26 protein-coding genes and 2 pseudogenes are annotated in these 23139 nt (G+C 50.1%); 26 read left to right on the forward strand and 2 right to left on the reverse strand.

What is annotated here, in order from left to right:
* The first annotated feature begins 355 nt into the window (after positions 1-355).
* The 23 genes from DWZ56_RS07740 to guaA all read left to right on the forward strand — a co-directional run bounded on the left by DWZ56_RS07740 (position 356) and on the right by guaA (position 20992).
* Complete coding sequence (locus DWZ56_RS07740) at positions 356-2887, forward strand: glycyl radical protein (RefSeq protein WP_118555777.1); 2532 nt, start codon at positions 356-358, stop codon at positions 2885-2887.
* 35 nt (positions 2888-2922) lie between these two features.
* Positions 2923-3714 carry a glycyl-radical enzyme activating protein gene (locus DWZ56_RS07745; protein ID WP_118555778.1) on the forward strand — a complete coding sequence of 264 codons (792 nt, stop codon included), beginning with the start codon at positions 2923-2925 and terminating at the stop codon, positions 3712-3714.
* A 14-nt stretch (positions 3715-3728) separates the two neighbouring features.
* On the forward strand, positions 3729-4214 hold the full coding sequence (locus DWZ56_RS07750; RefSeq protein ID WP_243095124.1) for a GlcG/HbpS family heme-binding protein: 486 nt from the start codon (positions 3729-3731) through the stop codon (positions 4212-4214).
* Positions 4215-4234: 20 nt separating this feature from the next.
* Positions 4235-4612, forward strand: a complete 378-nt coding sequence (locus tag DWZ56_RS07755; protein ID WP_118555780.1) for a BMC domain-containing protein — start codon at positions 4235-4237, stop codon at positions 4610-4612.
* 2 nt (positions 4613-4614) lie between these two features.
* Complete coding sequence (locus tag DWZ56_RS07760; protein WP_118555781.1) at positions 4615-5100, forward strand: EutP/PduV family microcompartment system protein; 486 nt, start codon at positions 4615-4617, stop codon at positions 5098-5100.
* Positions 5101-5233: 133 nt separating this feature from the next.
* Complete coding sequence (locus DWZ56_RS07765) at positions 5234-6034, forward strand: class II aldolase/adducin family protein (protein WP_118555782.1); 801 nt, start codon at positions 5234-5236, stop codon at positions 6032-6034.
* A 27-nt stretch (positions 6035-6061) separates the two neighbouring features.
* Positions 6062-7450, forward strand: coding sequence for an aldehyde dehydrogenase family protein (locus DWZ56_RS07770; protein ID WP_118555783.1), 1389 nt, complete (start codon positions 6062-6064; stop codon positions 7448-7450).
* 33 nt (positions 7451-7483) lie between these two features.
* A complete protein-coding gene (locus DWZ56_RS07775; protein WP_118555784.1) occupies positions 7484-8698 on the forward strand; it encodes a zinc-dependent alcohol dehydrogenase in 1215 nt (404 codons plus the stop codon).
* Positions 8699-8712: 14 nt separating this feature from the next.
* Entirely contained in the window at positions 8713-9027 is a 315-nt protein-coding gene (locus DWZ56_RS07780) for a BMC domain-containing protein (protein ID WP_118555785.1), read from the forward strand.
* A 45-nt stretch (positions 9028-9072) separates the two neighbouring features.
* Entirely contained in the window at positions 9073-9348 is a 276-nt protein-coding gene (locus DWZ56_RS07785) for a BMC domain-containing protein (protein ID WP_118555786.1), read from the forward strand.
* 16 nt (positions 9349-9364) lie between these two features.
* On the forward strand, positions 9365-9706 hold the full coding sequence (locus tag DWZ56_RS07790) for a BMC domain-containing protein (protein WP_118555787.1): 342 nt from the start codon (positions 9365-9367) through the stop codon (positions 9704-9706).
* 141 nt (positions 9707-9847) lie between these two features.
* Complete coding sequence (locus DWZ56_RS07795; RefSeq protein WP_118555936.1) at positions 9848-10126, forward strand: BMC domain-containing protein; 279 nt, start codon at positions 9848-9850, stop codon at positions 10124-10126.
* Between the two features lie 181 nt (positions 10127-10307).
* The gene (gene pduL, locus DWZ56_RS07800; RefSeq protein WP_442911441.1) at positions 10308-10922 is read left to right on the forward strand and encodes a phosphate propanoyltransferase; all 615 of its coding nucleotides are present in this window, start codon (positions 10308-10310) and stop codon (positions 10920-10922) included.
* A gap of 128 nt (positions 10923-11050) precedes the next feature.
* A complete protein-coding gene (locus DWZ56_RS07805; protein WP_118555789.1) occupies positions 11051-11314 on the forward strand; it encodes a EutN/CcmL family microcompartment protein in 264 nt (87 codons plus the stop codon).
* 12 nt (positions 11315-11326) lie between these two features.
* Positions 11327-12694, forward strand: a complete 1368-nt coding sequence (locus DWZ56_RS07810) for a 4Fe-4S dicluster domain-containing protein (RefSeq protein ID WP_118555790.1) — start codon at positions 11327-11329, stop codon at positions 12692-12694.
* Complete coding sequence (locus DWZ56_RS07815) at positions 12691-13239, forward strand: BMC domain-containing protein (RefSeq protein WP_118555791.1); 549 nt, start codon at positions 12691-12693, stop codon at positions 13237-13239. The genes DWZ56_RS07810 and DWZ56_RS07815 overlap by 4 nt, the downstream gene beginning before the upstream one ends.
* A 45-nt stretch (positions 13240-13284) precedes the next feature.
* Complete coding sequence (locus DWZ56_RS07820; RefSeq protein WP_118555792.1) at positions 13285-14064, forward strand: DeoR/GlpR family DNA-binding transcription regulator; 780 nt, start codon at positions 13285-13287, stop codon at positions 14062-14064.
* A 235-nt stretch (positions 14065-14299) separates the two neighbouring features.
* Positions 14300-15070: a putative ABC transporter permease gene (locus DWZ56_RS07825; protein ID WP_158584492.1), complete on the forward strand. Its 771-nt coding sequence runs from the start codon at positions 14300-14302 to the stop codon at positions 15068-15070.
* 300 nt (positions 15071-15370) lie between these two features.
* On the forward strand, positions 15371-16741 hold the full coding sequence (locus tag DWZ56_RS07830; RefSeq protein WP_118555794.1) for an MATE family efflux transporter: 1371 nt from the start codon (positions 15371-15373) through the stop codon (positions 16739-16741).
* An 11-nt stretch (positions 16742-16752) separates the two neighbouring features.
* The gene (locus DWZ56_RS07835) at positions 16753-17493 is read left to right on the forward strand and encodes a hypothetical protein (RefSeq protein ID WP_147369396.1); all 741 of its coding nucleotides are present in this window, start codon (positions 16753-16755) and stop codon (positions 17491-17493) included.
* Between the two features lie 426 nt (positions 17494-17919).
* Positions 17920-18237 (forward strand): PadR family transcriptional regulator, encoded by a 318-nt coding sequence (locus DWZ56_RS07840; protein ID WP_118555796.1) that lies wholly within the window; start codon positions 17920-17922, stop codon positions 18235-18237.
* Entirely contained in the window at positions 18234-19595 is a 1362-nt protein-coding gene (locus DWZ56_RS07845) for a DUF4097 family beta strand repeat-containing protein (RefSeq protein ID WP_118555797.1), read from the forward strand. The genes DWZ56_RS07840 and DWZ56_RS07845 overlap by 4 nt, the downstream gene beginning before the upstream one ends.
* 95 nt (positions 19596-19690) lie before the next feature.
* Entirely contained in the window at positions 19691-20992 is a 1302-nt protein-coding gene (guaA, locus tag DWZ56_RS07850) for a glutamine-hydrolyzing GMP synthase (protein ID WP_118555798.1), read from the forward strand.
* A gap of 77 nt (positions 20993-21069) precedes the next feature.
* On the opposite strand, the pseudogene DWZ56_RS23080 reads toward guaA, so the two are convergent.
* Positions 21070-21231, reverse strand: a pseudogene (locus tag DWZ56_RS23080) (site-specific integrase); the annotation flags it as partial.
* A gap of 80 nt (positions 21232-21311) precedes the next feature.
* Here DWZ56_RS23080 and DWZ56_RS23085 point away from each other — a divergent pair.
* The 3 genes and pseudogenes from DWZ56_RS23085 to DWZ56_RS22700 all read left to right on the forward strand — a co-directional run.
* Positions 21312-21473, forward strand: a pseudogene (locus DWZ56_RS23085) (site-specific integrase); the annotation flags it as partial.
* 2 nt (positions 21474-21475) lie between these two features.
* The gene (locus DWZ56_RS07865; RefSeq protein WP_118555799.1) at positions 21476-21808 is read left to right on the forward strand and encodes a plasmid mobilization protein; all 333 of its coding nucleotides are present in this window, start codon (positions 21476-21478) and stop codon (positions 21806-21808) included.
* A complete protein-coding gene (locus DWZ56_RS22700; protein ID WP_158584493.1) occupies positions 21798-21953 on the forward strand; it encodes a hypothetical protein in 156 nt (51 codons plus the stop codon). Before DWZ56_RS07865 ends, DWZ56_RS22700 begins: the two co-directional genes overlap by 11 nt.
* A 287-nt stretch (positions 21954-22240) precedes the next feature.
* On the opposite strand, the gene DWZ56_RS23090 is transcribed toward DWZ56_RS22700, so the two are convergent.
* A complete protein-coding gene (locus tag DWZ56_RS23090) occupies positions 22241-23098 on the reverse strand; it encodes an IS30 family transposase (protein WP_243095126.1) in 858 nt (285 codons plus the stop codon).
* Positions 23099-23139: the final 41 nt, after the last annotated feature.

Consider the following 23139-nt stretch of genomic DNA (forward strand, 5'->3'; position numbering starts at 1 on the left):
TTTATTTAAGAAAGTCTTACGGCCGCTGTGAGCTGCGGTAAGGCTTGTTACTGTTCACACGCTGCCGATAAAGCAGCGTATGGTCCTCATAGGGATCCCTTGAAGCCCGCCGGTACTTATTGCTGTGTATTTTACAGCATTAGTACCGCTGCGCGCTTCACGGAGCGAGAGCGGGTCCCAATGAGGACCATACCCTGCCCTCTCTTACGCGGGAATTTTTCGGTAACTGTGAACAGTAACTAAGGCTTCAAAAACCACACAATAATCTGCACACATCTGTTGACATTCCAACACATCGGAAGTAAAATAAAGAAAAACAACATGTACAACCATACCTTAAACAGGAGGAGCTGTTATGAAGCAATATTATGACGAGCCGATCGCCAAGAGCTCCCGCATACAGAAACTGGTGGATGATCTGTATGCGGATATGCCGGTGATCGAGGCGGACAGGGCTGTCCTGCTGACAGAGAGCTACCGGCAGACCGAAGCAGAACCGGTCATCATCCGCCGGGCCCTCGCTTTTTCCCATATTTTGAAGAATATCCCGATCACCATCCGGGATAGGGAGCTGATTGTGGGAAGCGCTACCAAGGCCCCGAGAGGCTGCCAGGTATTTCCGGAATTCTCATTTGAGTGGCTGGAAAAGGAATTTGATACTGTGAGCACCCGCAGCGCGGATCCGTTTTACATAGCCGAAGATACGAAAAATACGCTTCATGAGGTGTATAAGTACTGGAAGGGCAAGACAACCAGCGAGCTGGCGCTTTCCTATATGGCGCCGGAGACGATTACGGCCATGGAGCACAATATCTTTACTCCGGGCAATTATTTCTATAACGGTGTGGGACATGTTACGGTCTGCTACGGAAAGATCCTGGAATGCGGGTATGAAGGCATCATAGCGGAAGCCAGAGCGGCCATGGAGCAATGCAGGCCGGGCGATGCGGATTACGCAAAGCGCCATCATTTCCTGGAGGCGGTGGTCATCAGCTGTGAAGCGGTGATTGAGTACGCCCAGAGATACGCGAAGCTGGCGCTGGATGAGGCCGCGGCATGTACGGATGAAACCCGCAAGATGGAGCTGCTCCAGATCGCCAAAAACTGTGCGAGGGTGCCGGCTAAGGGCGCGGCGAATTTCTATGAGGCCTGCCAGTCCTTCTGGTTTGTACAGATGCTCCTGCAGGTGGAATCCAGCGGACATTCCATCTCACCCGGGCGCTTTGACCAGTATATGTATCCTTATTATAAGGCGGATATGGAGGCCGGAAATATCACACGGGAATCTGCGCAGGAATTGATGGACTGCATCTGGGTGAAACTCAACGATCTGAATAAGGTCAGAGACGCGGCCAGCGCAGAGGGGTTTGCCGGATACAGCCTGTTCCAGAATCTGATCGCGGGAGGGCAGGACGCTGAAGGGCGCGATGTTACCAATGATCTGTCCTTCATGTGCATCGAAGCTTCCATGCATGTGATGCTTCCCCAGCCTTCGCTGTCGGTGCGCGTCTGGAACGGGACTCCGCAGGAATTCCTGATCAAGGCGGCAAAGCTTACCAGGACAGGCGTGGGTCTGCCGGCCTATTACAATGACGAGGTGATCATCCCGGCACTCATGAACCGGGGGCTGAGCCAGGCGGATGCCAGGGATTATAACATAATCGGATGCGTGGAACCGCAGAAAGCCGGCAAGACCGAAGGCTGGCATGATGCCGCGTTCTTCAACATGTGCAGGCCGCTGGAGCTGGTATTTTCAAACGGCATGGACAAGGGCGTGCAGGTAGGGCTTCAGACAGGCGATGTGACAAAGATGGAGACCTTTGAGGAGTTCTATGATGCCTATAAGAAGCAGATGGAATATCTGATCAGCCTGCTGGTCAATGCGGATAATGCCATTGACGTTTCTCATGCCGAGCGCTGCCCGCTGCCGTTTTTATCCGGCATGATCGAGGACTGTATCGGCAGAGGCAGGAGCGTACAGGAAGGCGGAGCCGTATATAATTTTACCGGGCCTCAGGGATTCGGCATTGCCAACATGACCGATGCGCTGTATGCGGTGAAGAAGCTTGTTTTCGAAGAGAAGAAATTCTCCATGGCCGAGCTGAAACAGGCGCTTAAGGATAATTTCGGCAAGGGTCTGTGGTCCGACACCGTGGAAGAGATCACAAAGGATGTGGTCAACAACCTGATAAAGATGGGCAGGACCGTGTCCAAAGAGGATGTGGAACAGATCTCCCGGACAGTGATTGGCGGCACGGTGACGGATGAACAGAAGAAGCGTTACGACCAAATTCTGGAATGGATCGAAGAGGTCCCGAAATACGGAAACGATATCCGTGAGGTGGATGATTTCGCCAGGGATGTGGCCTATACCTACACAAGGCCGCTGGAGAAATTCCGCAATCCCAGAGGAGGACAGTATCAGGCGGGGCTGTATCCGGTTTCGGCCAATGTTCCCCTCGGAGCGCAGACAGGGGCTACGCCCGACGGACGTCTGGCCGGCACTCCTGTGGCGGACGGTGTGTCGCCTGCTTCCGGAAGGGACGAAAGCGGTCCCACTGCGGCGGCCAATTCCGTATCACGGCTGGATCATTTTATCGCCAGCAACGGTACGCTCTATAATATGAAGTTCCATCCTTCCGCTTTGAGCGGCACACGGGGGCTGATTAATTTCACCTCTCTGATCCGCGCTTATTTTGACCAGAAGGGCAGCCATATGCAGTTTAACGTGGTCAGCAGGGAGACTCTTCTGGATGCGCAGCAGCACCCGGAGAATTATAAAAACCTGGTGGTGCGCGTCGCAGGATACAGCGCTTTGTTCACCTCGCTGTCCAGATCGCTTCAGGATGACATCATCTCCCGCACGGAGCAGGGATTTGACAGATAGACGGCGCGTTTCAAACGGCGATCGGAAAGGGAATTATGGAAGAGAATTATAGACAGACAAAAGGCAGGATCTTCAACATCCAAAAATTCTCCATTCATGACGGGCCGGGTATCCGGACGATTGTTTTCCTGAAAGGCTGTCTCCTAAGATGCAGGTGGTGCTGCAATCCGGAATCCCAGGAATTCGGGATTCAGACCATGATGGAGAACGGGAAGCCTAAGGTGGTGGGACGTGACGTCACCGTGGACGAGGTGATGGAGGAGATCGTAAAAGATATGCCCTATTACAGGCGTTCCGGAGGCGGCGTGACGCTCTCAGGAGGGGAGAGTCTGCTGCAGCCGGAGTTTGCGGCGGCGCTGCTTAGAGCCTGCCAGGATTATGGGCTGCATACGGCGATAGAGAGCACGGCCTGTGCGAAATGGGAATCCGTCGAACAGCTGCTGCCATATCTCGACTTATATCTTATGGATATCAAGCATATGGACAGCGCAAAGCATAAGGCGTTTACCGGACAGCCAAACGAGCGCATACTGGAAAATGCCAGAAAGGTGGCGCAAAGCCATACGGAGCTGATTATCCGCACGCCGGTGATTCCGACATTTAATGATACGAAGGAGGAGATTGCCGGGATCGCCGCATTTGCAAAGACTCTGCCCGGCGTCAGGCAGATGCATATCCTGCCCTATCACCGGCTGGGTCAGGACAAGTATACGGGCCTTGGTCGCACCTATGAGATGGCCCATATAGAGCCGCCCTCACAGGAACACATGGAAGAATTGCTCGCAGCGGTTAACGCGGCGGGACTTAAGGGCCAGATCGGCGGATGAGGAAGGAAGACAGCATGGAGGATAAGCAGATCAGTGATCAGATAGCGGCCGCCGTTGCCAGCCGCCTTAGAGAAATCTGCAGGGTGGATCTTGCGGTGGCAAAGCGGCTCACAGCGACAATTGAACAGTACTGCAGAGAGCAGGGATTAAATGCCGTGATCGCGGTCTGTAACCCGAAGGGCAATCCCATCGCCGTGCATGTGATGGACGGCGCGTTCCTCTTAAGCTATGACGTGGCGGTGAAAAAAGCTTATACCGCGGCAGCGGTAAAGATGTCCACGATGGAGCTGAACGCTCTGGCACAGCCGGGAGGAACCTTTTACGGGATCGACCGGGCGGACGGCGGAAGGATCGTGATCCTGGGCGGAGGCGTGCCTTTAAAGGCTGGGGACCGGATTGTGGGTGCGCTGGGGATCAGCGGAGGCACCGCAGAGCAGGACGATGCGGCCGCCAGATACGGAGCCGCCGCATTGGCACAGATTTGGCAGGAGTCCCTTTGAAACAGAAGCGAGGAGAAAACATGGCATTGCAAGACAGACTTTCAACAGAAGAAAAACTTAGAATCGTCCAAGAACTGGTTCCCGGCAAGCAGATCACGCTGGCCCATGTGATCGCGGCGCCGGATGCCATTCTTTATCAGAAGCTGGGACTCGATCCCAGCATCGATTATGCAAAGTCGGCCATCGGAATCATCACCATGAGCCCGGCGGAGACGGCGATTATCGGAGCGGATATTGCCATGAAGGCTTCGGGCATCGAACTGGGTTTTGTGGACCGGTTCAGCGGGACCCTGATTGTAACGGGGACCGTGTCCGAAGTGGAGGCTTCTCTTGAGGCGGTGCTGGCATATTCCGAAAAGACCCTGGGATTTACCGTATGCCCGGTGACGAGGACCTGACCATGCGCAAGATTGTGTTGATGGGCCGCAGCGAGAGCGGCAAGACAACGCTTCAGCAGGCGTTAAAGGGTGAAAAAATCCGGTACCACAAGACACAGTATGTCAATAATTTCGACATGGTGATCGACACCCCGGGGGAATACGCGCAGACCAAGGGGCTGGGACATGCGCTTGCGCTGTACAGCTATGAGGCGGATGTGGTGGGACTGCTGATCGCGGCAACGGAGCCCTATTCCCTGTTTCCGCCCTGCATCACCTGCATGGCGAACCGGGAAGTGATCGGAATCATCACCAAGATCGATGAGCCGCATGCCAACATTGCCCGCGCCAGGCATTGGCTGGAACTGACCGGCTGCAGGAAAATCTTCCCCATTTGTTCGAAAACAGGGGAAGGAATTGCGGAATTGATCGAATATTTAAGGGAAGACGGAGACATAATTCCGTGGCTGGATGAGAAAGAAGCAGAAACAAACAAAAATTTGGCATAAAACCACACAAAAACCACATTTGGGGCAGAAAAATATGTTGTTTTTGTGTTGACTTTGTTATAAAAAATGGTATAATGAGAGACAGAAAGCTATAGAAACTAAATATATTACATATTTCCAGGAGGAACGAGTAATGGTAAACGAATACGAAATCAAAAAAGAGATCTGCGAGATCGGCAAGAGAATCTACAACAAGGGCATGGTTGCTGCAAATGACGGTAACATCTCCGTTAAGATCAGCGAGAATGAATTCCTGTGCACACCTACCGGTGTCAGCAAGGGCTTTATGACGCCTGAATACATCTGCAAGGTGGACAAGGAAGGCAAAGTGATCCAGGCGAACGGCAGCTACAAGCCTTCATCCGAGATCAAGATGCATATGCGTGTTTACAGAGAAAGACCCGACGTAAACGCAGTTGTACATGCTCATCCCATGTATGCTACCAGCTTTGCCATTGCAGGCATTCCGTTAAGCCAGCCGATCATGCCGGAAGCAGTTATTTCCTTAGGCTGTGTACCGATCGCTGAGTACGGCACACCTTCCACAGAGGAAATTCCGGATGCGGTATCCAAATACCTGCAGCATTTTGATTCTGTACTGCTTGCCAACCACGGCGCATTGAGCTTCTCCGATACTCTGCTGAACGCATACTTCAAGATGGAGTCCACAGAATTCTATGCACAGCTTCTGTATCAGTCAAAAGTTCTTGGCGGACCGAAGGAATTATCCGACGCACAGGTACAGAGACTCTACGAAATCCGCAGACAGTTCGGCCTGAAGGGAAAACATCCGGCTGATCTGTGTGTAAACAATAAGATGGGCAAGCCCAGCTGCCATAACTGCGGCGGATGCAGCTCTTCTTCCTCTTCAGAAGACAGTTCTGATCTGGTTGCTTCTATCACAAAGAAGGTTATGGAGCAGCTGGGATTATAATAAGAGAAAGATTAGGAGGCATTCCTCATGACAGTCAATGAGCAGTTGGTAGAAAATATTGTAAAAGAGGTCATGGCAAAGGTTGCGCTCACTTCTGACGATGAAAAACAGCTCGGCATTTTCACCGATATGAATGAGGCCATTGCGGCGGCGAAACAGGCGCAGGCAGTGGTTCGCCGCATGTCCATGGACCAGAGAGAGAAAATCATCTCCAATATCCGTACCAAGATCAAAGAAAACGCTGAGGTCATGGCCAGGATGGGCGTGGAAGAGACCGGTATGGGCAATGTGGGCCATAAAATATTAAAACATGTGTTGGTTGCCGAAAAAACACCCGGCACCGAGGATATAACCACTACTGCGTGGTCCGGTGACCGCGGCCTGACCCTGATCGAGATGGGACCTTTTGGCGTGATCGGAGCGATCACCCCCTGTACGAACCCCAGTGAGACCGTGCTCTGCAACAGCATCGGCATGATCGCGGGCGGCAATACGGTGGTGTTTAATCCCCATCCGGCAGCGATTAAGACATCCATATTTGCCATCAATTTAATCAATGAAGCTTCTCTGGAAGCCGGCGGTCCGGTAAATGTTGCGGTTACTGTAAAGAAACCCACATTGGAGACCAGCGACATCATGATGAAGCACAAAGATATCCCGTTAATCGCGGCTACAGGCGGCCCGGGAGTTGTTACCGCGGTGCTTTCCTCCGGCAAGAGAGGCATTGGCGCGGGCGCGGGAAATCCTCCGGCCCTGGTGGATGAAACCGCTGATATCAGAAAAGCGGCTGAGGACATTGTAAACGGCTGTACCTTTGACAATAACCTTCCCTGCATTGCAGAGAAAGAGATTGTTGCGGTATCCTCCGTTGTGGATGAGCTGATGCACTATATGGTAACGGAGCAGGGATGCTACCTGGCTTCCAAGGAAGAGCAGGACAAGCTGACCGCCACCGTTCTGACCCCGAAGGGATTAAACCGCAAGTGCGTGGGACGCGATGCCAAGACGCTGCTTAGCATGATTGGCGTTACGGTTCCCGATAACATCCGCTGTATCGTTTTTGAAGGCGAGAAGGAACATCCGTTAATCGCTGAAGAACTTATGATGCCGATCTTAGGTGTGGTAAGGGCGAAGGATTTCCAGGATGCTGTGGAAAAGGCAGTGTGGCTGGAGCATGGCAACAGGCATTCCGCCCATATCCATTCCAAGAACATTGACAATATCACCACCTATGCCAAGGCGATCGATACTGCCATCCTTGTTAAGAACGCACCGTCCTATGCGGCGCTGGGATTCGGCGGAGAGGGCTACTGCACATTCACCATTGCCAGCCGTACCGGCGAGGGCTTAACCAGCGCCAGCACCTTTACGAAGAGAAGACGCTGCGTAATGTCGGACAGCCTGTGTATTCGCTAATAATGGGAAGATGCTTCCCGGATAGGAGAGAACATGAACATGAATTCTGCTAATATAGAAGAAATTGTAAAGCAGGTACTGGCAGAGATGACCGGTTCCGCTTCACAGCTGGCCGTTTCCAAGGCCGCTGCCGGAGATATTCCGAAGACAGCACATGTGGCTATGCTCACATCGCTGGAGAATTTTGAGGTAAAAGAGTTCCCGATACCGGAAGTCGGAGACGACGACGTGCTGGTAAAGGTAGAGGGCTGCGGCGTATGCGGTACCGACGCCCATGAGTTTAAGAGAGATCCCTTCGGACTGATTCCTGTGGCGCTTGGCCATGAGGGAACCGGCGAGATCGTTAAAATGGGTAAGAACGTGAAGGCCGACAGCGCCGGAAAGCCTCTTGCCATCGGTGATAAGGTGGTTACCTGCATGATCTTTAAGGACAACCCGGACATCACCATGTATGACTTAAATAAGCAGAACGTTGGCGGAGCCGACGTATACGGACTGCTTCCGGACAACGATCCGAACAACCATCTGAAAGGCTGGTTTGCAGATTACATACTTGTAAAAGGCGGTTCCACGATCTTTAACGTAAGCGATCTGGATCTGGATTCCAGAGTGCTGATCGAGCCCAGTGCGGTTCTGATCCATGCGGTGGAGCGTGCGAAGAGCACCGGTATTTTAAGATTCAACAGCAGAGTAGTGGTACAGGGCTGCGGACCGATCGGCCTGATCTGTATCGCGGTGCTGCGCACCATGGGCATTGAGAATATCGTGGCTGTGGACGGCCAGGAGATGAGACTGGGATTTGCCAAAGAGATGGGCGCAACCGGCACAGTAAACTTCAAGGATCACAAGGGACTGGAAGAGCTGACCAAGGCTGTGGAAGCGCAGTTTGACGGTCATCCTGCGGATTTCGGATTCCAGTGTACAGGAGCTCCGGGCGGACATTCCAACATCTACAAATTCATCCGCAACGGCGGCGGCCTGTGTGAGCTCGGCTTCTTCGTAAACGGCGGAGACGCAACCATCAATCCCCATTTCGATATCTGTTCAAAAGAGTTGACAATGGTGGGTTCCTGGGTGTATACATTAAGAGATTACGCTACAACATTTGATTTCTTAAAGAGAGCAAAAGCCATCGGCATCCCGATGTCCAAGCTGATCACACACAGATATCCTCTGGAAGAGATCAACGAGGCGCTTAAGACAAACCTGAAGATGGAAGGCCTTAAGATCGCAATCATTAACAAATAGTTGTGAGGTAGAGTATGGCTCAGGCGGTAGGATTCTTAGAGGTATACGGATTGGTAGCCGCATTTGCGGCGGCTGATGCCGGATGCAAGGCAGCCAATGTCACATTGGAAACATTTGACCGTAATAAGCCGGCCAACGCGGATTCCTTACCGGTGCCGCTGCTTATCACGGTGAAGTACAGAGGCAGCGTGGAAGATGTGAAGGCTGCGCTGGAAGCGGGTAAGGCAGCGGCGGAGAAAATCTCCGGCGTGGTGGCGGTACACGAGATCGCAGCGCCCACATCTGATACGGAAAAGATGTTAAAGCTTAGCGGATTTGATAAAGACTAAATTTATTTTATGGGCGTATGGCCCGGTTCAAGGAGGATATTAGTTATGGCACAGCAGGCATTAGGAATGGTAGAAACCAGAGGCTTAACAGCAGCGATTGAGGCTGCCGATGCAATGATCAAGGCGGCAGAGGTTACTCTGGTAGGAACGGAGAAAATCGGTTCTGGACTGGTAACTGTTATGGTAAGAGGGGATGTAGGCGCGGTGAACGCAGCTACTGAAGCGGGCTCCGTAGCAGCTTCCAGACTCGGCGAGCTGGTAGCGGTTCATGTAATCCCGAGACCGCACAATGATGTAGAGAAGATCCTTCCGACAATCTGACAGGTGGGGAAAGTACATGGGTAAATCATACGGTTTTATTGAAATAAGCGGCGTAACCGCTGCGATTTCTGCACTGGATATCATGTGCAAGACAGCCGATGTGGAATTTGTCACATGGGAGAGAAAACAGGGCGGCCGCCTCGTGACGATCATCGTGCAGGGGGAAGTGGCTGCGGTCACACAGGCAGTGGAGACAGCAGCAAACAACGCGATCAAAAAGCCGGTGGCCTATACGGTGATTGCCAATCCCCATGAAGAGACCGTCAAAATGGTTCAGTTCAGCGCAAGCCGTCTGACGAAAGAGGACAGACTGATGACGGGTACGCCAAACGGAGCACCGCCGGATATGCAGCAGTAAAGCAGATCCGGTCACAATGCGGAGGACAGTATGGCTGAAAAAACAAGTAATTCACAGGCTCCGAAGCCTGCTGAAAATAAAAAAACAACCACTCAAAAATCAACTACTGTTAAAAAAACAATCCATAAGGAGGAACGAATCATGGCACAGGAAGCATTAGGTATGGTGGAAACCAGAGGTCTGGTTGCTGCAATTGAAGCTGCAGATGCAATGTTAAAGGCAGCAAACGTTACTTTAGTAGGAACAGAGAAGATCGGTTCCGGTCTCGTAAGCGTTATGGTAAGAGGAGATGTTGGAGCTGTTAAGGCTGCTGTGGAGAGCGGCGCCGCTAACGCATCCAAACTGGGCGAATTAGTAGCTACTCATGTAATCCCCAGACCTCACAATGACGTTGAGAAGATTTTACCTCAGCTGAAATAAATAACATGGTTATAATCCGGCCCTGCGCCTTGCACAAGGCCGGATGTAACTGCTTTAAGAGCAGATGAGATACCCGCAGTAATACTGCCGTGTCATTCAGAGTGGCACTAAAAGATGTTATTATATGGAAAAGTTGAGGTGAGATGCCTTGGAAGAGAAGAACATAGAGATAATCACAAGGATGGTTTTACAGTCGCTTCAGTCTTCGGAAGAAAAGAAGAATGGCTTTCTGGTGCCGGTCGGCGTATCCGCCAGACATGTGCATCTGACACAGGAGCATGTGGAAGAGCTGTTCGGCAAAGGTTATCAGCTGACTAAGAAAAAAGAGCTGATGGGCGGACAGTTTGCAGCCAATGAGATGGTGACGATTGTCGGTCTGAAGCTTAGAGCGATAGAGAACGTGCGGGTATTGGGACCTGTGCGCAAGGCATCCCAGGTGGAGATTTCGGCTACCGATGCGGTAAAGCTGGGAATCAAGGCTCCGATCCGCGAGTCCGGCAATGTTGCCGGCTCAGCGCCGATTGCGATCGTAGGGCCCAAAGGAGCCCTCTATCTGAACGAAGGATGCATTGTGGCGCAGAGGCATATCCATATGTCTCCGGCCGATGCGATGGCTGCCGGCGTATCCGACGGACAGATTGTTTCCGTGAAAGCGGATAATGAGAGAGGAACTGTTTTCAACCATGTGAAGATCCGCGTGGATGACAGCTTCACTCTGGAGATGCATATCGATACCGACGAGGCGAATGCAGCTCAGATAAAGACAGGCGAGACTGTTATGATTATGCCGTCTTAATGAGAGCGGTATTTTTATTCAAACGGAAAGTACGTATTTTCATAATTGCTCCGGACGCTGACCGCGCCCGGAGGTGCTCCCGCAGTTTTGGGCGGCAAAAGAAGCAGATATATCGGAGGGTTAGGACAATGTTGGTTGGCAAAGTTGTGGGAAGCGTGGTTTCCACAAGAAAAGATGAGAAATTAATCGGAAATAAGTTTATGATAGTAGAGCCTGTCCCCAGCATGAATCACTCCGGAAGGCTTGTAGCTGTGGATAATATAGGCGCCGGCATCGGCGAGTTTGTCCTGGTGGTACAGGGCAGCGCGGCCAGGGTCGGCTGCGATCAGGAATTTGTGCCGGTGGACGCGGCAATCGTTGGTATCATAGATGATGGAACAGGACTGGAGTAGTGATCAGATAGCATGAATCGGAATGAACTGAGCGCAATATTGAAAGAAAACGGCATCTGCGGTGCCGGGGGAGCCGGATTTCCAACCTATGCCAAGCTGGATGAACGTGTGGAAACGGTGATCTTAAACTGTGCGGAATGCGAGCCGTTATTAAAATTACATAGACAGCTATTGAGAGAGCATGCATACGAAATTCTGCATGGCCTGTCTCTGATCATGGAGGCAGTGGGCGCGAAGGAAGGCATAGTGGCTGTAAAGAGATCCTATACCAAGACCACGGCCGCAGTGGAAGCTCATATCGGTTCCTATCCGAATATGCGTCTGAAATATCTAAGAGAGGTATATCCGGCAGGCGATGAAGTGGTTCTGATCTATGAGTCCACAAAGAAGGTTGTGCAGCCCGGCGGACTGCCGATCGATATCGGTGTGGCGGTATTTAATGTGGAGACGGTGTATAATCTCTATATGGCGATGGAGCACAAGCAGCCGGTTACCAGCAAACTGGTATCGGTGGTTGCGGAAGTGAAGGAGCCTAAGACCGTCCGCGTGCCTTTGGGCGTGACGGTAAAAGAAGTGGTGGAGCTGGCAGGCGGTGTGACCACACCGGATCCGGTCTATATCATGGGCGGCCCGATGATGGGAAACCTGGTGCCGGAGTATGAAGTGATCACCAAGACGAGCAATGCGATCATAGTGCTGCCGAGGGAGCATTATGTGGTGCAGAGAAAGACCAGCAGCAATAAAATCAATATGAAGCGTGCGGCTGCAGCCTGCTGTCAGTGCGAGCAGTGCACGAATATGTGCCCCAGATTTCTGCTGGGACATCCGAGTCATCCGCATCTGTTTATGAGGGCGGCAACCTGTAAGGATGTACAGGATCCCCAGATTTTTTTGGATACCATGTACTGTTCTTCCTGCGGACTGTGTGAGATGTATGCCTGCGGCCAGGGGCTTTCACCGGCCAAGCTGATTGCGGAATATAAAAACGGATTAAAGGCGAATGGCATTAAGCCGGAGAGACGGGAAGCTGCGCCGATCGTGGAAGACCGGCAGATCAAGCGTGTGCCCGTGGAACGGCTGATGAAGAGAATGTGCCTGACCCATTATAATATACCGGCGCCGCTCCATGAAGAACTGGTGGAGTGTGCCCGTGTAAAAATCATGATGCGCCAGCATATCGGCGCTCCCGCGAAGCCTCTTGTAAAAGCAGGGGATTATGTGGAGGCCGGCCAGCTGATCGCAGAGCCTGCAGACGGATTAAGCCTGCCGGTGCATGCATCCATCAGCGGAAAAGTGCTGGAGGCAAATGATAAGTTTATCATGGTGGATAAAGCCCTGATGGACGCGGATAAGAAAAGGAAAGGAAGAGCAAACGGATGAGTAAAGCGATAGGAATGGCTGAATACAAGACGGTATCTGCAGGTATCGTGGCAGCGGATGCGATGGTCAAAACAGCGGACATTGATATTGTGGAAGCGCAGACCGTTTGTCCTGGCAAATATATCATACTGATTACCGGCGATTTAAGCGCGGTGAACGCCGCTGTGGAGACCGCCAGAACAAACTATGAAAAACATCTGATTGACAGCTTTATACTGGGAAATCCCCATGATAAGATCATTCCGGCACTTTACGGCGCGACGGAGATCAGTGAGCTGCAGGCTCTGGGCATACTGGAGACATACTCAGCGGCGTCCATCATTGTGGCGGCGGATACCGCAGCTAAGACGGCTATGGTGGATCTGGTGGAGATCCGTGTGGCGAGGGGAATGTGCGGAAAATCCTTTATGCTGATTACCGGAGACATAGCAGCCGTACAGGCTGCCATCGACAACGCGAAAAATGCGATCGGTGAAAACGGCATGTTCCTGGATTCCTCCGTTATTGCCAATCCGGATAAGAAGATTTGCAATAAGATCGTATAGCGTCTGTTTTCTATGCGAAGGTGAGCATCTAAGGGGGACGGGACAATGCTGGCAATTGAGCGCAGAAATCTGATATTGGGCAAACTTCAGGAAGAAGGAAAAGTAATTGTGACCGCGCTTAGCCAGGAATTCGGCGTTTCGGAAGAAACCATCCGCCGTGACCTGGAGAAGCTGGAATCCGACGGCTATGCGGTGAAAGCGTATGGAGGAGCTGTGTTGAATGAGAATAATAACACAGAGCTTCCGTTTATAGTACGCAAAAACAAAAATGTGACGGCAAAACAAAAAATTGCCTCCATGGCGGCCGGTCTGATCAAGGATGGGGACTGTGTGATGCTGGATGCCAGCTCCACCGCGGTATTTGTGGCAAAACACTTAAAAGAGAAAAAAAATATGACCGTCATCACCAATTCCATCGAGATACTGCTGGAATTGGCGGATGTAACAGGCTGGCAGGTGCTCTCCACCGGAGGCATGGTGAAGGAGGGCAGTCTCGCTCTGATCGGCCGTCAGGCTGAGGAGATGCTGTCAGGCTTTCATGTGGATGTTTCCGTGGTGTCCTGCAAAGGTATGGATCTGGAGGCCGGATTTACGGATTCCAGCGAAATGCATGCCGAGATAAAGAAAAAGATGCTGAAAGCGGCCAGACACAAAGTCCTGGCTGTGGACAGCTCCAAGTTCGGTAAAATTTCATTTAAGGAAATCGGCCGCTTTGAAGATCTGACGGAAGTGGTGACCGATTGCGAACCGGATGAAAACTGGAAAGCGTTGTTTTCTGCTGCCGGCATTGAATGTATTTATTCGGAAGATGATTCGGCGGTTTAAGAACAGTGGTTGAGTTGAATATTTGAGGAGGAGAACGGTGTCCTGTATGGGGGCACCGTTTTCTTATGTCTCCAAAACTGCTACGTATAAATAGGTATACAGCCGGCATACAGTGTTATGAGCGGTTATTTTGTAAATTGTGATGATTCTTTATAAAAAAATTAAGAAATTTGTCGAAAAAGTATGATAGAATAGTACCCATATGATCAGCACCAAAAAGAGGAGATCAGATAATATGAAATGGGTTAAAAAGAAAAACAAGATTGCTGCACAGGAAGCGGCGGCGGCCGCGGAAACTGCGGCGGCGGATGTAATAGCGTTAAAGGCCGTGCCTGCTAAAAAGGTGCAGGAGCCTGCGGTTGTGAAGAAGTACACGCTCGATCTCAATAAATGTATCTGGATATTCACCATCGGCAGTCTGTTCGGATATATTCTGGAGACTCTGTGGTATTTTTCGCAGAGGGGCTACTGGCTGAACCGTCAGGGCATGGTTTACGGACCTTTCAGCCAGATTTACGGATTCGGCGCGGTGATCATCTGTCTCTGCCTGAACTGGCTGCAGGGTAAAAACAGTACATATACATTTCTGGGGAGCGCTGTGTTAGGTTCGTCATTTGAATATCTGGCCTCTGTTTTTCAGGAAAAAGTGTTTGGAGTCGTATCCTGGAACTACAGCAACCAGGCCTGGAATTTAAACGGAAGGATCAGCCTGTCCATGGCATTTATATGGGGCATCGCAGGTATGCTCTTTATGAAGCATACCTATCCCTGGATGATGGAGCAGTTAGAAAAGATTCCGAAGAAGATCGGCGTGATACTGGCCCGCTGCCTGCTCGTCTTCTTCATTTTTGACCTGTCTTTATCCAGCGCCGCCCTGTACCGGCAGATGGAACGCCGCGAAGGGGTCCCTGCCAATAATATTGTGCGGGAATTTCTGGATGAGCATTTCGATGATGAGCGTCTGGACAGCATCTATACCACCGCCAAACCGGTGCCGAGAAAGTGAGGGTACAGCGGGTTACTGTTCACACGCTGCCGATCAAGCAGCGTATGAGAAGGCAGGGTATGGTCCTCATAGGGATCCCTTGAAGCCCGCCGGTACTTATTGCTGTGTATTTTACAGCATTAGTACCGCTGCGCGCTTCACGGAGCGAGAGCGGGTCCCAATGAGGACCATACCCTGCCCTCTCATACACGGGAATTTTTCGGTAACTGTGAACAGTAACGACAGCGGACTTGAGTTCCCTCGCCATACATGATAGAATGTACTGGAAGATATTACATAGTATAAGCGTGAGGGAACTGTATGACGGATCGAATTAAAGATATGACAGCAGGAAAACCGGCAGGGCTTATTTTTACATTTGCCCTGCCTTTAATGTTGGGAAATATATTTCAGCAGCTGTATACCATGGTGGATACGGCCGTTGTCGGACGGGGGATCGGCGTGGATGCCCTGGCGGCTCTGGGCGCCGCTGACTGGCTGAACTGGATGGCGCTGGGCTTAAGCGTGGGACTGGCGCAGGGATTTTCCATATTGGTGTCTCAGCGGTTTGGCGCCGGCGACCTGGACGGGATGAGAAGGGCTGTGGCCATGTCCATCCTGCTATCCGCCGCGATCGCGGTAGGGTTCACGGTGATATTTGAGGCTGTGGCAGCGCCGGCCTTAAGGCTGATGAATACGGCAGAGCATATTTTTGACATGTCTCTCACCTATCTAAGGATATCCTATGGCGGCATAGTGATCATTATGGGATATAATATCCTGGCATCCATCTTAAGGGCGCTGGGGGATAGCAGGACTCCGCTGTATGCGATGGTGGTGGCTGCTTTTGTGAATGTGGTGCTGGATCTGCTGTTTGTAATGGTGTTTCACTGGGGGGTGGCGGGAGCCGCCATTGCCACGGTGACCGCACAGCTTTTTTCCTGTGTTTTCTGCATCCGGGCGATCTGCAGGGTGCACATCCTGAAACTGACCGGAGAGGACTGGAGGCCGGACAAGTCCGTGATGCGCCGTCTCCTCAGCCTGGGCGCGCCTGTTTCCTTCCAGAATGGGATCATCGCGGTGGGCGGCATGGTGGTGCAGTCGGTGGTAAACCGTTTCGGGGTAGTGTTTGTGGCGGGCTTTACTGCAACCAATAAGCTGTATGGCCTTTTGGAGATCGCTGCGACTTCCTTCGGATACTCGGTGACCACCTATATGGGCCAGAATCTGGGCGCGGGCAGGTATAAACGCATCCGCCAGGGCATGCGCAGCGCTGTAGTGATGGCCATTGCCACATCCCTGGTAGTCTCCGCTGTTGTGATACTCTGGGGCAGAAACATATTGTCCCTGTTCGTGTCCGCCGGTGAAGCGAATGCACCGCAGGTGCTAAGCGTTGCCTACAATTATTTATTTGTGATGGGCAGTATGCTGTTTATCCTGTACCTGCTCCATATTTACCGATCCGCACTGCAGGGACTTGGCGATACCGTGACGCCGATGATCTCCGGCATTGTGGAACTGGTCATGCGCGTGGGCGCAGCGCTGCTTTTGCCGGCGCTGCTCAACGAATGGGGCATCTACCTGGCTGAGATATGGGCCTGGACCGGGGCCGCCATACTGCTGATTGCTGTCTACTATGTCCGCGTGAGGAAATTTGGCGGGTATGAGGACGGCGAGAGTATACAAAAGTGAAGGGTGCACTTATGAAAATTTTGATGCATTTAATAATTATTCTGTTTATTCTTTCGGGATGCTCCAATAAATACAGCATTGATAATGCGGAAACATCTTCTTTCCAAAGTAATAGTAATAACGAATCTATGTCTGCGGAAGAGCTATCAGATAATGAATCTTCACTCCAGGCGGAAACTCCAACAGAAAATAATTTGCCTGAAATGTCGATAGAAGAAGTGATCAAACTCTCAAAAAAAACAAATTTGAACTTGAAAGATTTATATTACTTTAAGGGAGCTGTTATTGATCGTACCCCATCTTCTTCGGAAATAAATATTATGTATTATCCGTTTACGCAGAGCAATATTAATTTTAGGCTAAGAATTATTTCAGGAAAAAATGATGGTACATTAATACATACATTTTTAACCAGAATGGATAACAACATGGAGGTCGATATAAGAAATGGTAACATAGAGCATGTGGTTTTCGGCACAGTTAGCATGGCGGATTATCTAAGGTGTGAGTTGCCTGAAGATCTTTCTGAAGGACCGTTTATTCCGTATATGGATGCCAGTGCAGGTGGTAATTACCTCTTTTTAAATGGTGAAACTGCTGCTGTTGGGGGAATAGAATATTATCACAATTTAAATCCATATTTTGAAGACGGATATCTCGCAAAGGTAGATTCAATATCGAATCATTCTTCTTATGGAGAATTCCTTCCAGGTAAAACAGTGATATCGTTACGGAATATATTAATGCTATAAAGTCCGCTTCTGTTGCTTTAAATGGGCTTGAGCAATATAGTAATATCAAAGTATATTATACAAAAGAAAATATACAGTATAGTAATTCCAGTTCTGTGGGCATGGCATCAGGATTAAGTTATTGCTTGTTTCTGGGGCTGTTGCACACTGATTGAAAAATCGTAGGTGCGGCAGCGCTTTTTGGGTAACCACTCAATAAAATAGTACGAAAACGGTATGATTGCATGAACATGAATAATCAGTATAGCTTTGTATAAAGTAAAACATCCTATATATTTTAAATTACTATATTGCATAATTGAATAGCGTGTGATATAGTATAGAAAAGCGAAACTGAAGCTTAGGATAATGCCATAAAAAGTATGCACACTGACGTGTGCGCAGGTCATCAGCCTGCGGCTGGTGACATAGGAAGGAGGTGCATATATGAATGCACAGTTTAAAAAAGGGGCATTAGAACTCTGTGTGCTGTCAAAGCTGGTGCCGGCGGACCGATACGGGTACGAGTTGGCAGAGGCGATTTCAGGCAGGATGGAAATTGCTACCGGCACGCTGTACCTGATTTTAAAGCGAATGAAAGATGAGGCCTATGTGGAAACTTATCTGGTGGAGTCAGACGGCGGACCGGCCAGAAAGTATTATCATCTGACGGAGAAAGGGCGCAGCTATCATAAGGAGTTAAAGGAACAGTGGAAAGAGTTCGTGGCCGCTGTTAATCATCTGATCGAGGAGGAAGAGCAATGAATAAGCAGGAGTATATGGAGGACTTAAAGCGCAGGCTGTGCATTTTTCCGGAGGAGCTGTCCGGTGAAATCATGGAAGATTACGAGGAGCATTTCCGGGTAGGGATGAGCAGAGGCAAGAGCGAGGAGTTAATCTGCGACGAACTGGGCGATGTGACGGAGATGATCGAAGAGATCAAAGAGCTGCAGGGATATACCGGACAGACCTTCGCCGGAGCGGTTCCGCTGGTGCAGGACATAAAGCCGCAGGAAAGCGAACAAAAGGATACGGCACCGCAGAGTTTGGAAAATAAAGAGGAAGATACTGTGCAAAGAGAGATAAAACAGGCGGAGACAGAACCGGAAGAGGAAAAAACGGCGGCGGTCAATCCGGGGACGGAAGAAGCAAAATCAGAACAGGATTTTACGGATCATTCCGCCGCAGGAGGAGACCTGTCCATCAATAAAGTCGTGATTGATGGGATCTTTGCGGATGTGACGGTCCAGAAATCGGCGGATGGCTGTGTGGAAGTGATCTACGAAAATAACGGCAGTGAAAGAGATCAGTCGCTGTATCATTTTTATAAAAGGACAGAGGGCAGGACATTGTATGCAGGCCTCGAAAAATCGGATCTTTACAGCGGAATCCTTCGCTTTTTATCCGTTCCGAGGATACGGATCACAGTGTTTGCACCTCATGGCATGGATGAGATAACGGTTACTACCGCCAGCGGAGATGTGGAATTTTATGAAACGGATGCGGATAAGGTGACCGGAAAAAGCGCCAGCGGTGACATCCGGCTGGAGACAGTGCGCACGGGTCACGGGACATTCTCGACCTTAAGCGGAGATGTAAAGGCCCACAGCGTTATGGGAGAGAACATTTCGTTTTCCAGCAAGAGCGGCACCCTGAAGCTGGAAAATTGTGATATCGATAAAATCCATGGCAGCAGCTTAAGCGGAAATGTGAAATTGGAAGGCGTAAAATCGGAAAAGATGACGGGAAAAAGCACCAGCGGCAACGTAAAGCTGTCCGGCGTGGCGGGCAAGGAAATGGAACTTAGCTCGATCAGCGGCGATGTGAAGGTGGAAGGTTCCAAAGTAGGCTATCTGTCCGCATCTGCCAAGAGCGGCAGCGTGAAAGTGGAAGCCGGGATCGGAGAAGCGGATCTAAATTCCATCAGCGGCAATATCAATGTGGATCTGCACAATGGGGCGGATGGCTACCGGGCTGAGTCCAGGACAGTGAGCGGTTCTGTGACACTGCAGTACGGAGAAGAGAAAGTGAAGATATCCGGAAAAGGGACCCATACATTTGGAAACGGAGAGATCGTGCTCCGCGCGAAAACCGTGTCCGGAAGCATAAAGATAAACGGTTAGAGCGTTAAAATGAATCATTGATATCTTGTGTGGATGAACTTGTTATGATACTATAGTAAGAGGCAAAAAGCAAAGTTTCACACAGGAGGAATAAAATGAAACAGGATATGATAGTGATCTTGGATCTTGGAAGTACGGAAAATACGGTGATCGCACGGGCGGTCCGCGCGCTGGGCGTCTACAGTGAGATTTATCCGCATGATATTACGGCGGAGGAACTGAAGGCTCTTGCGAATGTGAAGGGAATCATCATAAACGGCGGACCCAACCGTGTCGTGGACGGTGTGGAAATCGATGTAAGACCGGAGATCTATGAGACCGGCATCCCCATGATCGCAGCAGATCATGCCCCTGCGAAGTGCGGCAGCATCGTGTGGCCAAAGGAAGAGGATGCGATCCGGGAAGCGCTGCGTCCTTTCGTGTTTGATACCTGCAAGGCGGAAGCTAACTGGAATATGAAGAATTTTATCGCCGATCAGGTGGAGCTTATCAGACGTCAGGTAGGGGATAAAAAGGTGCTGCTGGCGCTGTCCGGCGGTGTGGACAGCTCCGTGGTAGCGGCATTGCTGATCAAGGCGATCGGTAAGCAGCTGACCTGCGTGCATGTGAACCACGGCCTGATGAGAAAGGGAGAATCGGAGAGCGTAGTTGAAGTATTCCGCAATCAGCTGGATGCTAATTTGATCTATGTGGATGCAACCGAACGTTTCTTAGGCAAGCTGGATGGCGTGGCCGATCCGGAGCAGAAGAGAAAGATCATCGGTGCGGAATTCATCCGCGTATTTGAAGAAGAGGCCAGAAAGCTGGAGGGAATTGATTTCCTGGCACAGGGCACCATCTATCCGGATATCGTGGAGAGCGGAACCAAAACCGCTAAGATGGTAAAATCCCACCACAATGTGGGTGGCCTGCCGGAAGACATGAAATTCGGCCTCGTGGAGCCGCTCCGCCAGCTCTTTAAGGATGAAGTCAGAGCCTGCGGTCTGGAGCTGGGGCTTCCCTACGGCATGGTATTCCGTCAGCCGTTCCCCGGACCGGGCCTGGGAGTCCGCTGTCTGGGAGCAATTACGAGGGAGAGGCTGGAAGCGGTCAGAGAATCCGATGCGATCTTAAGAGAAGAATTTGCCAATGCGGGCCTGGACAAAAAGGTATGGCAGTATTTCACCATTGTTCCGGATTTCAAGTCTGTCGGCGTAAAGGACAACGCCAGGTGCTTCGAGTACCCGGTGATCATCCGCGCCGTCAACACGGTGGATGCGATGACCGCTACAGTGGAACAGGTGGAGTGGCCGCTGCTTCTTAAGATTACGGACCGGATCCTGAAAGAAGTAAAGAACGTGAACCGCGTATGCTATGATATGTCGCCAAAACCTACGGCTACGATTGAGTGGGAATAAATAATAAAAAGCCGGTATCCCCAGTATTTACAAGGGATATCGGCTTTCTTTTTTGTGCTGATGGAACTAAAACGGAACTAAAAGCAATTTTGAAGCTTATCGGCGATTTCATCCCGCTTGTGCGGAAACAGATGGGAGTAAGTGTTCAATGTAGTTTCAACCTTTTCATGGCCCAGCCGGTCGGCTATGGACAAAGGTGAGAACCCTAATTCTATCAAAAGGCTTGCATGTGAATGCCTATACAATATAATAAAGACAAACCGCTCAAACCCTTGATTTTACGGGGTTCTTCCGATTTGTCTTTATTATACTGTATGGGCACAGCGCAGTTTCGCTATTAATTGATATGGGCTTTTCCACAACTGCCATTGCTGACAGGGGAGGTCATGAAAGCATCGACATCACCTATAACTACGCATACCTGTTTCCATCCAAGCAGACGGAGATGGCAGAAAAGCTGAATATGGAAAGGGGCAATTGATTATGTCACTGAAAAATCGAGATGAACACAACCGCTGGAGAAACAAAACTGTGGCTTTCCGGGTATCGCCGGAGGAGGACGCGCAAATTGAAATTGCCTTGAAGCTCACAGGCTTGACCAAGCAGGATTATATCATTCGCCGCCTGTTATGTAAGGATGTGGTGGTACAGGAGAATCCGAGAGTATATAAGGCGCTGCGCGATCAGCTTGCTGCTGTGCTGGCTGAGCTACGGCGTATTGAGGTCGGCGGCATGGATGATGAATTGCTGGACACGATTCAAACGCTGGCAGAAATTATGGATGGGATGAAGGAGGACGGTGCCTATGATGATTGAAGCAAACGAAAAGACTGCCCTTGTACCATCTGTTGGCGCAGATGAAAGGCAGTCGATTCAAACAAATTCTGAAAACAGTATACCCACTTCTGAGCAGGAAATCAATGACCAGATTGAAAATTCCGAAGAAAGTCTGGAAGCCTGAAGTGAAAAGTTATTTAGCTGAAGTGAAAAGTTTATTTCCACTTTGAAAAGGAATGAAAAATAAGTGGCATTTACTCTTACAAAATAGGAGTAGATGCCATTTTTCTATTCCAACAGGTAGCAATAAATGTTACACTTTATCTATCAGAGGAAGCTGTCATCAGAATTGATGCATATTTTTGAGTATACGAAAAGAGCGGACTTTAGGCGAACGTTTGTGCGATGCAGGACTAAATTCCACTTGAAAACGGTATTATGCAGTTCATCCTGACAGCCATCTGTGAAGTTTTATTTTTTGAGAAGGTAAGGTCTTAACACGACCTTATCTTTCTCAATTTTATGGATTCCGAAAGCCTCAAGCTTTTCATATAAATCATGGTACATAAAGTCAGCAAGATCAAGCGGACTCCTGCCGCCAAGTTTTTCTACAGGAGCGGAATCAACGTGGCTGATGACAAGATTAAGCGCATTCTGGTCAACAAGGCCCAGAGACCGTAAATCAGTTCCTTTTGGCAAAATGTATCTGAGCTGGATGTGGTTGTTTTCAAGAGAGCCTTTCTGACCGGACTGCATGGGATCACAATAAAAGACACGGGTGCGTCTTGTGCCATCCGAACTCATTTCCATGGCATCCGCAGCGGTGAACTCAGAGCCTCTGTCAGTCAGAAGGACATGTACGTATTTCCGGAATAATTCTGTACCAAGAACGGCTTCCAGTAAGTCAACGCCCTTTTTCATGGAATCCGCGGTTTTGGAAGTATGTAGGACAGCAAAGAGCACTCCGGTATTTACAAATTTAAAAGTCTGAATGAATGGACCATTGGTTTCATCATTATAGACAGTATCCATCTGGGTCACAAAAACGTCAGGATTTTGAGCAAGGTAATCTTTGTAATCCTTATAAGTGCGCCCAAGAAGATATTTGCGGTCAACACGTTTTTTGTATTTGAGAGATTTCTTTTTAGAAATCTTTCTGGAGATCTGTCTTCGCAGATCCAAGACTGTGATACCGGCTATTTCATGAAAGACATCGTTCTCAATGTAATTGTAGAGTGTCTTTTCAGAAATGTTGAGATCCGGATGATCCGACAAAATCTGGAAAGGAGACAGCCCCTGCTTTAGCAGAGGGGAAATGATTTCAGCCATTGCTTTGGCCTGTGAAACAGTCAGATTGACCCCCTGCCTGG

The sequence above is a fragment of the Lachnotalea sp. AF33-28 genome, from assembly GCF_003477885.1.
Taxonomy (GTDB): Bacteria; Bacillota; Clostridia; order Lachnospirales; family Lachnospiraceae; genus AF33-28.

What these genes read in the sequence shown, in the direction of transcription:
- DWZ56_RS07740 (WP_118555777.1), top strand. Translation starts at nt 356, where the DNA reads ATGAAGCAATATTATGACGAGCCGATCGCCAAGAGCTCCCGCATACAG.
- DWZ56_RS07745 (WP_118555778.1), top strand. Translation starts at nt 2,923, where the DNA reads ATGGAAGAGAATTATAGACAGACAAAAGGCAGGATCTTCAACATCCAA.
- DWZ56_RS07750 (WP_243095124.1), top strand. Translation starts at nt 3,729, where the DNA reads ATGGAGGATAAGCAGATCAGTGATCAGATAGCGGCCGCCGTTGCCAGC.
- DWZ56_RS07755 (WP_118555780.1), top strand. Translation starts at nt 4,235, where the DNA reads ATGGCATTGCAAGACAGACTTTCAACAGAAGAAAAACTTAGAATCGTC.
- DWZ56_RS07760 (WP_118555781.1), top strand. Translation starts at nt 4,615, where the DNA reads ATGCGCAAGATTGTGTTGATGGGCCGCAGCGAGAGCGGCAAGACAACG.
- DWZ56_RS07765 (WP_118555782.1), top strand. Translation starts at nt 5,234, where the DNA reads ATGGTAAACGAATACGAAATCAAAAAAGAGATCTGCGAGATCGGCAAG.
- DWZ56_RS07770 (WP_118555783.1), top strand. Translation starts at nt 6,062, where the DNA reads ATGACAGTCAATGAGCAGTTGGTAGAAAATATTGTAAAAGAGGTCATG.
- DWZ56_RS07775 (WP_118555784.1), top strand. Translation starts at nt 7,484, where the DNA reads ATGAACATGAATTCTGCTAATATAGAAGAAATTGTAAAGCAGGTACTG.
- DWZ56_RS07780 (WP_118555785.1), top strand. Translation starts at nt 8,713, where the DNA reads ATGGCTCAGGCGGTAGGATTCTTAGAGGTATACGGATTGGTAGCCGCA.
- DWZ56_RS07785 (WP_118555786.1), top strand. Translation starts at nt 9,073, where the DNA reads ATGGCACAGCAGGCATTAGGAATGGTAGAAACCAGAGGCTTAACAGCA.
- DWZ56_RS07790 (WP_118555787.1), top strand. Translation starts at nt 9,365, where the DNA reads ATGGGTAAATCATACGGTTTTATTGAAATAAGCGGCGTAACCGCTGCG.
- DWZ56_RS07795 (WP_118555936.1), top strand. Translation starts at nt 9,848, where the DNA reads ATGGCACAGGAAGCATTAGGTATGGTGGAAACCAGAGGTCTGGTTGCT.
- pduL (WP_442911441.1), top strand. Translation starts at nt 10,308, where the DNA reads ATGGTTTTACAGTCGCTTCAGTCTTCGGAAGAAAAGAAGAATGGCTTT.
- DWZ56_RS07805 (WP_118555789.1), top strand. Translation starts at nt 11,051, where the DNA reads ATGTTGGTTGGCAAAGTTGTGGGAAGCGTGGTTTCCACAAGAAAAGAT.
- DWZ56_RS07810 (WP_118555790.1), top strand. Translation starts at nt 11,327, where the DNA reads ATGAATCGGAATGAACTGAGCGCAATATTGAAAGAAAACGGCATCTGC.
- DWZ56_RS07815 (WP_118555791.1), top strand. Translation starts at nt 12,691, where the DNA reads ATGAGTAAAGCGATAGGAATGGCTGAATACAAGACGGTATCTGCAGGT.
- DWZ56_RS07820 (WP_118555792.1), top strand. Translation starts at nt 13,285, where the DNA reads ATGCTGGCAATTGAGCGCAGAAATCTGATATTGGGCAAACTTCAGGAA.
- DWZ56_RS07825 (WP_158584492.1), top strand. Translation starts at nt 14,300, where the DNA reads ATGAAATGGGTTAAAAAGAAAAACAAGATTGCTGCACAGGAAGCGGCG.
- DWZ56_RS07830 (WP_118555794.1), top strand. Translation starts at nt 15,371, where the DNA reads ATGACGGATCGAATTAAAGATATGACAGCAGGAAAACCGGCAGGGCTT.
- DWZ56_RS07835 (WP_147369396.1), top strand. Translation starts at nt 16,753, where the DNA reads ATGAAAATTTTGATGCATTTAATAATTATTCTGTTTATTCTTTCGGGA.
- DWZ56_RS07840 (WP_118555796.1), top strand. Translation starts at nt 17,920, where the DNA reads ATGAATGCACAGTTTAAAAAAGGGGCATTAGAACTCTGTGTGCTGTCA.
- DWZ56_RS07845 (WP_118555797.1), top strand. Translation starts at nt 18,234, where the DNA reads ATGAATAAGCAGGAGTATATGGAGGACTTAAAGCGCAGGCTGTGCATT.
- guaA (WP_118555798.1), top strand. Translation starts at nt 19,691, where the DNA reads ATGAAACAGGATATGATAGTGATCTTGGATCTTGGAAGTACGGAAAAT.
- DWZ56_RS07865 (WP_118555799.1), top strand. Translation starts at nt 21,476, where the DNA reads ATGTCACTGAAAAATCGAGATGAACACAACCGCTGGAGAAACAAAACT.
- DWZ56_RS22700 (WP_158584493.1), top strand. Translation starts at nt 21,798, where the DNA reads ATGATGATTGAAGCAAACGAAAAGACTGCCCTTGTACCATCTGTTGGC.
- DWZ56_RS23090 (WP_243095126.1), bottom strand. Translation starts at nt 23,098, where the DNA reads ATGGCTGAAATCATTTCCCCTCTGCTAAAGCAGGGGCTGTCTCCTTTC.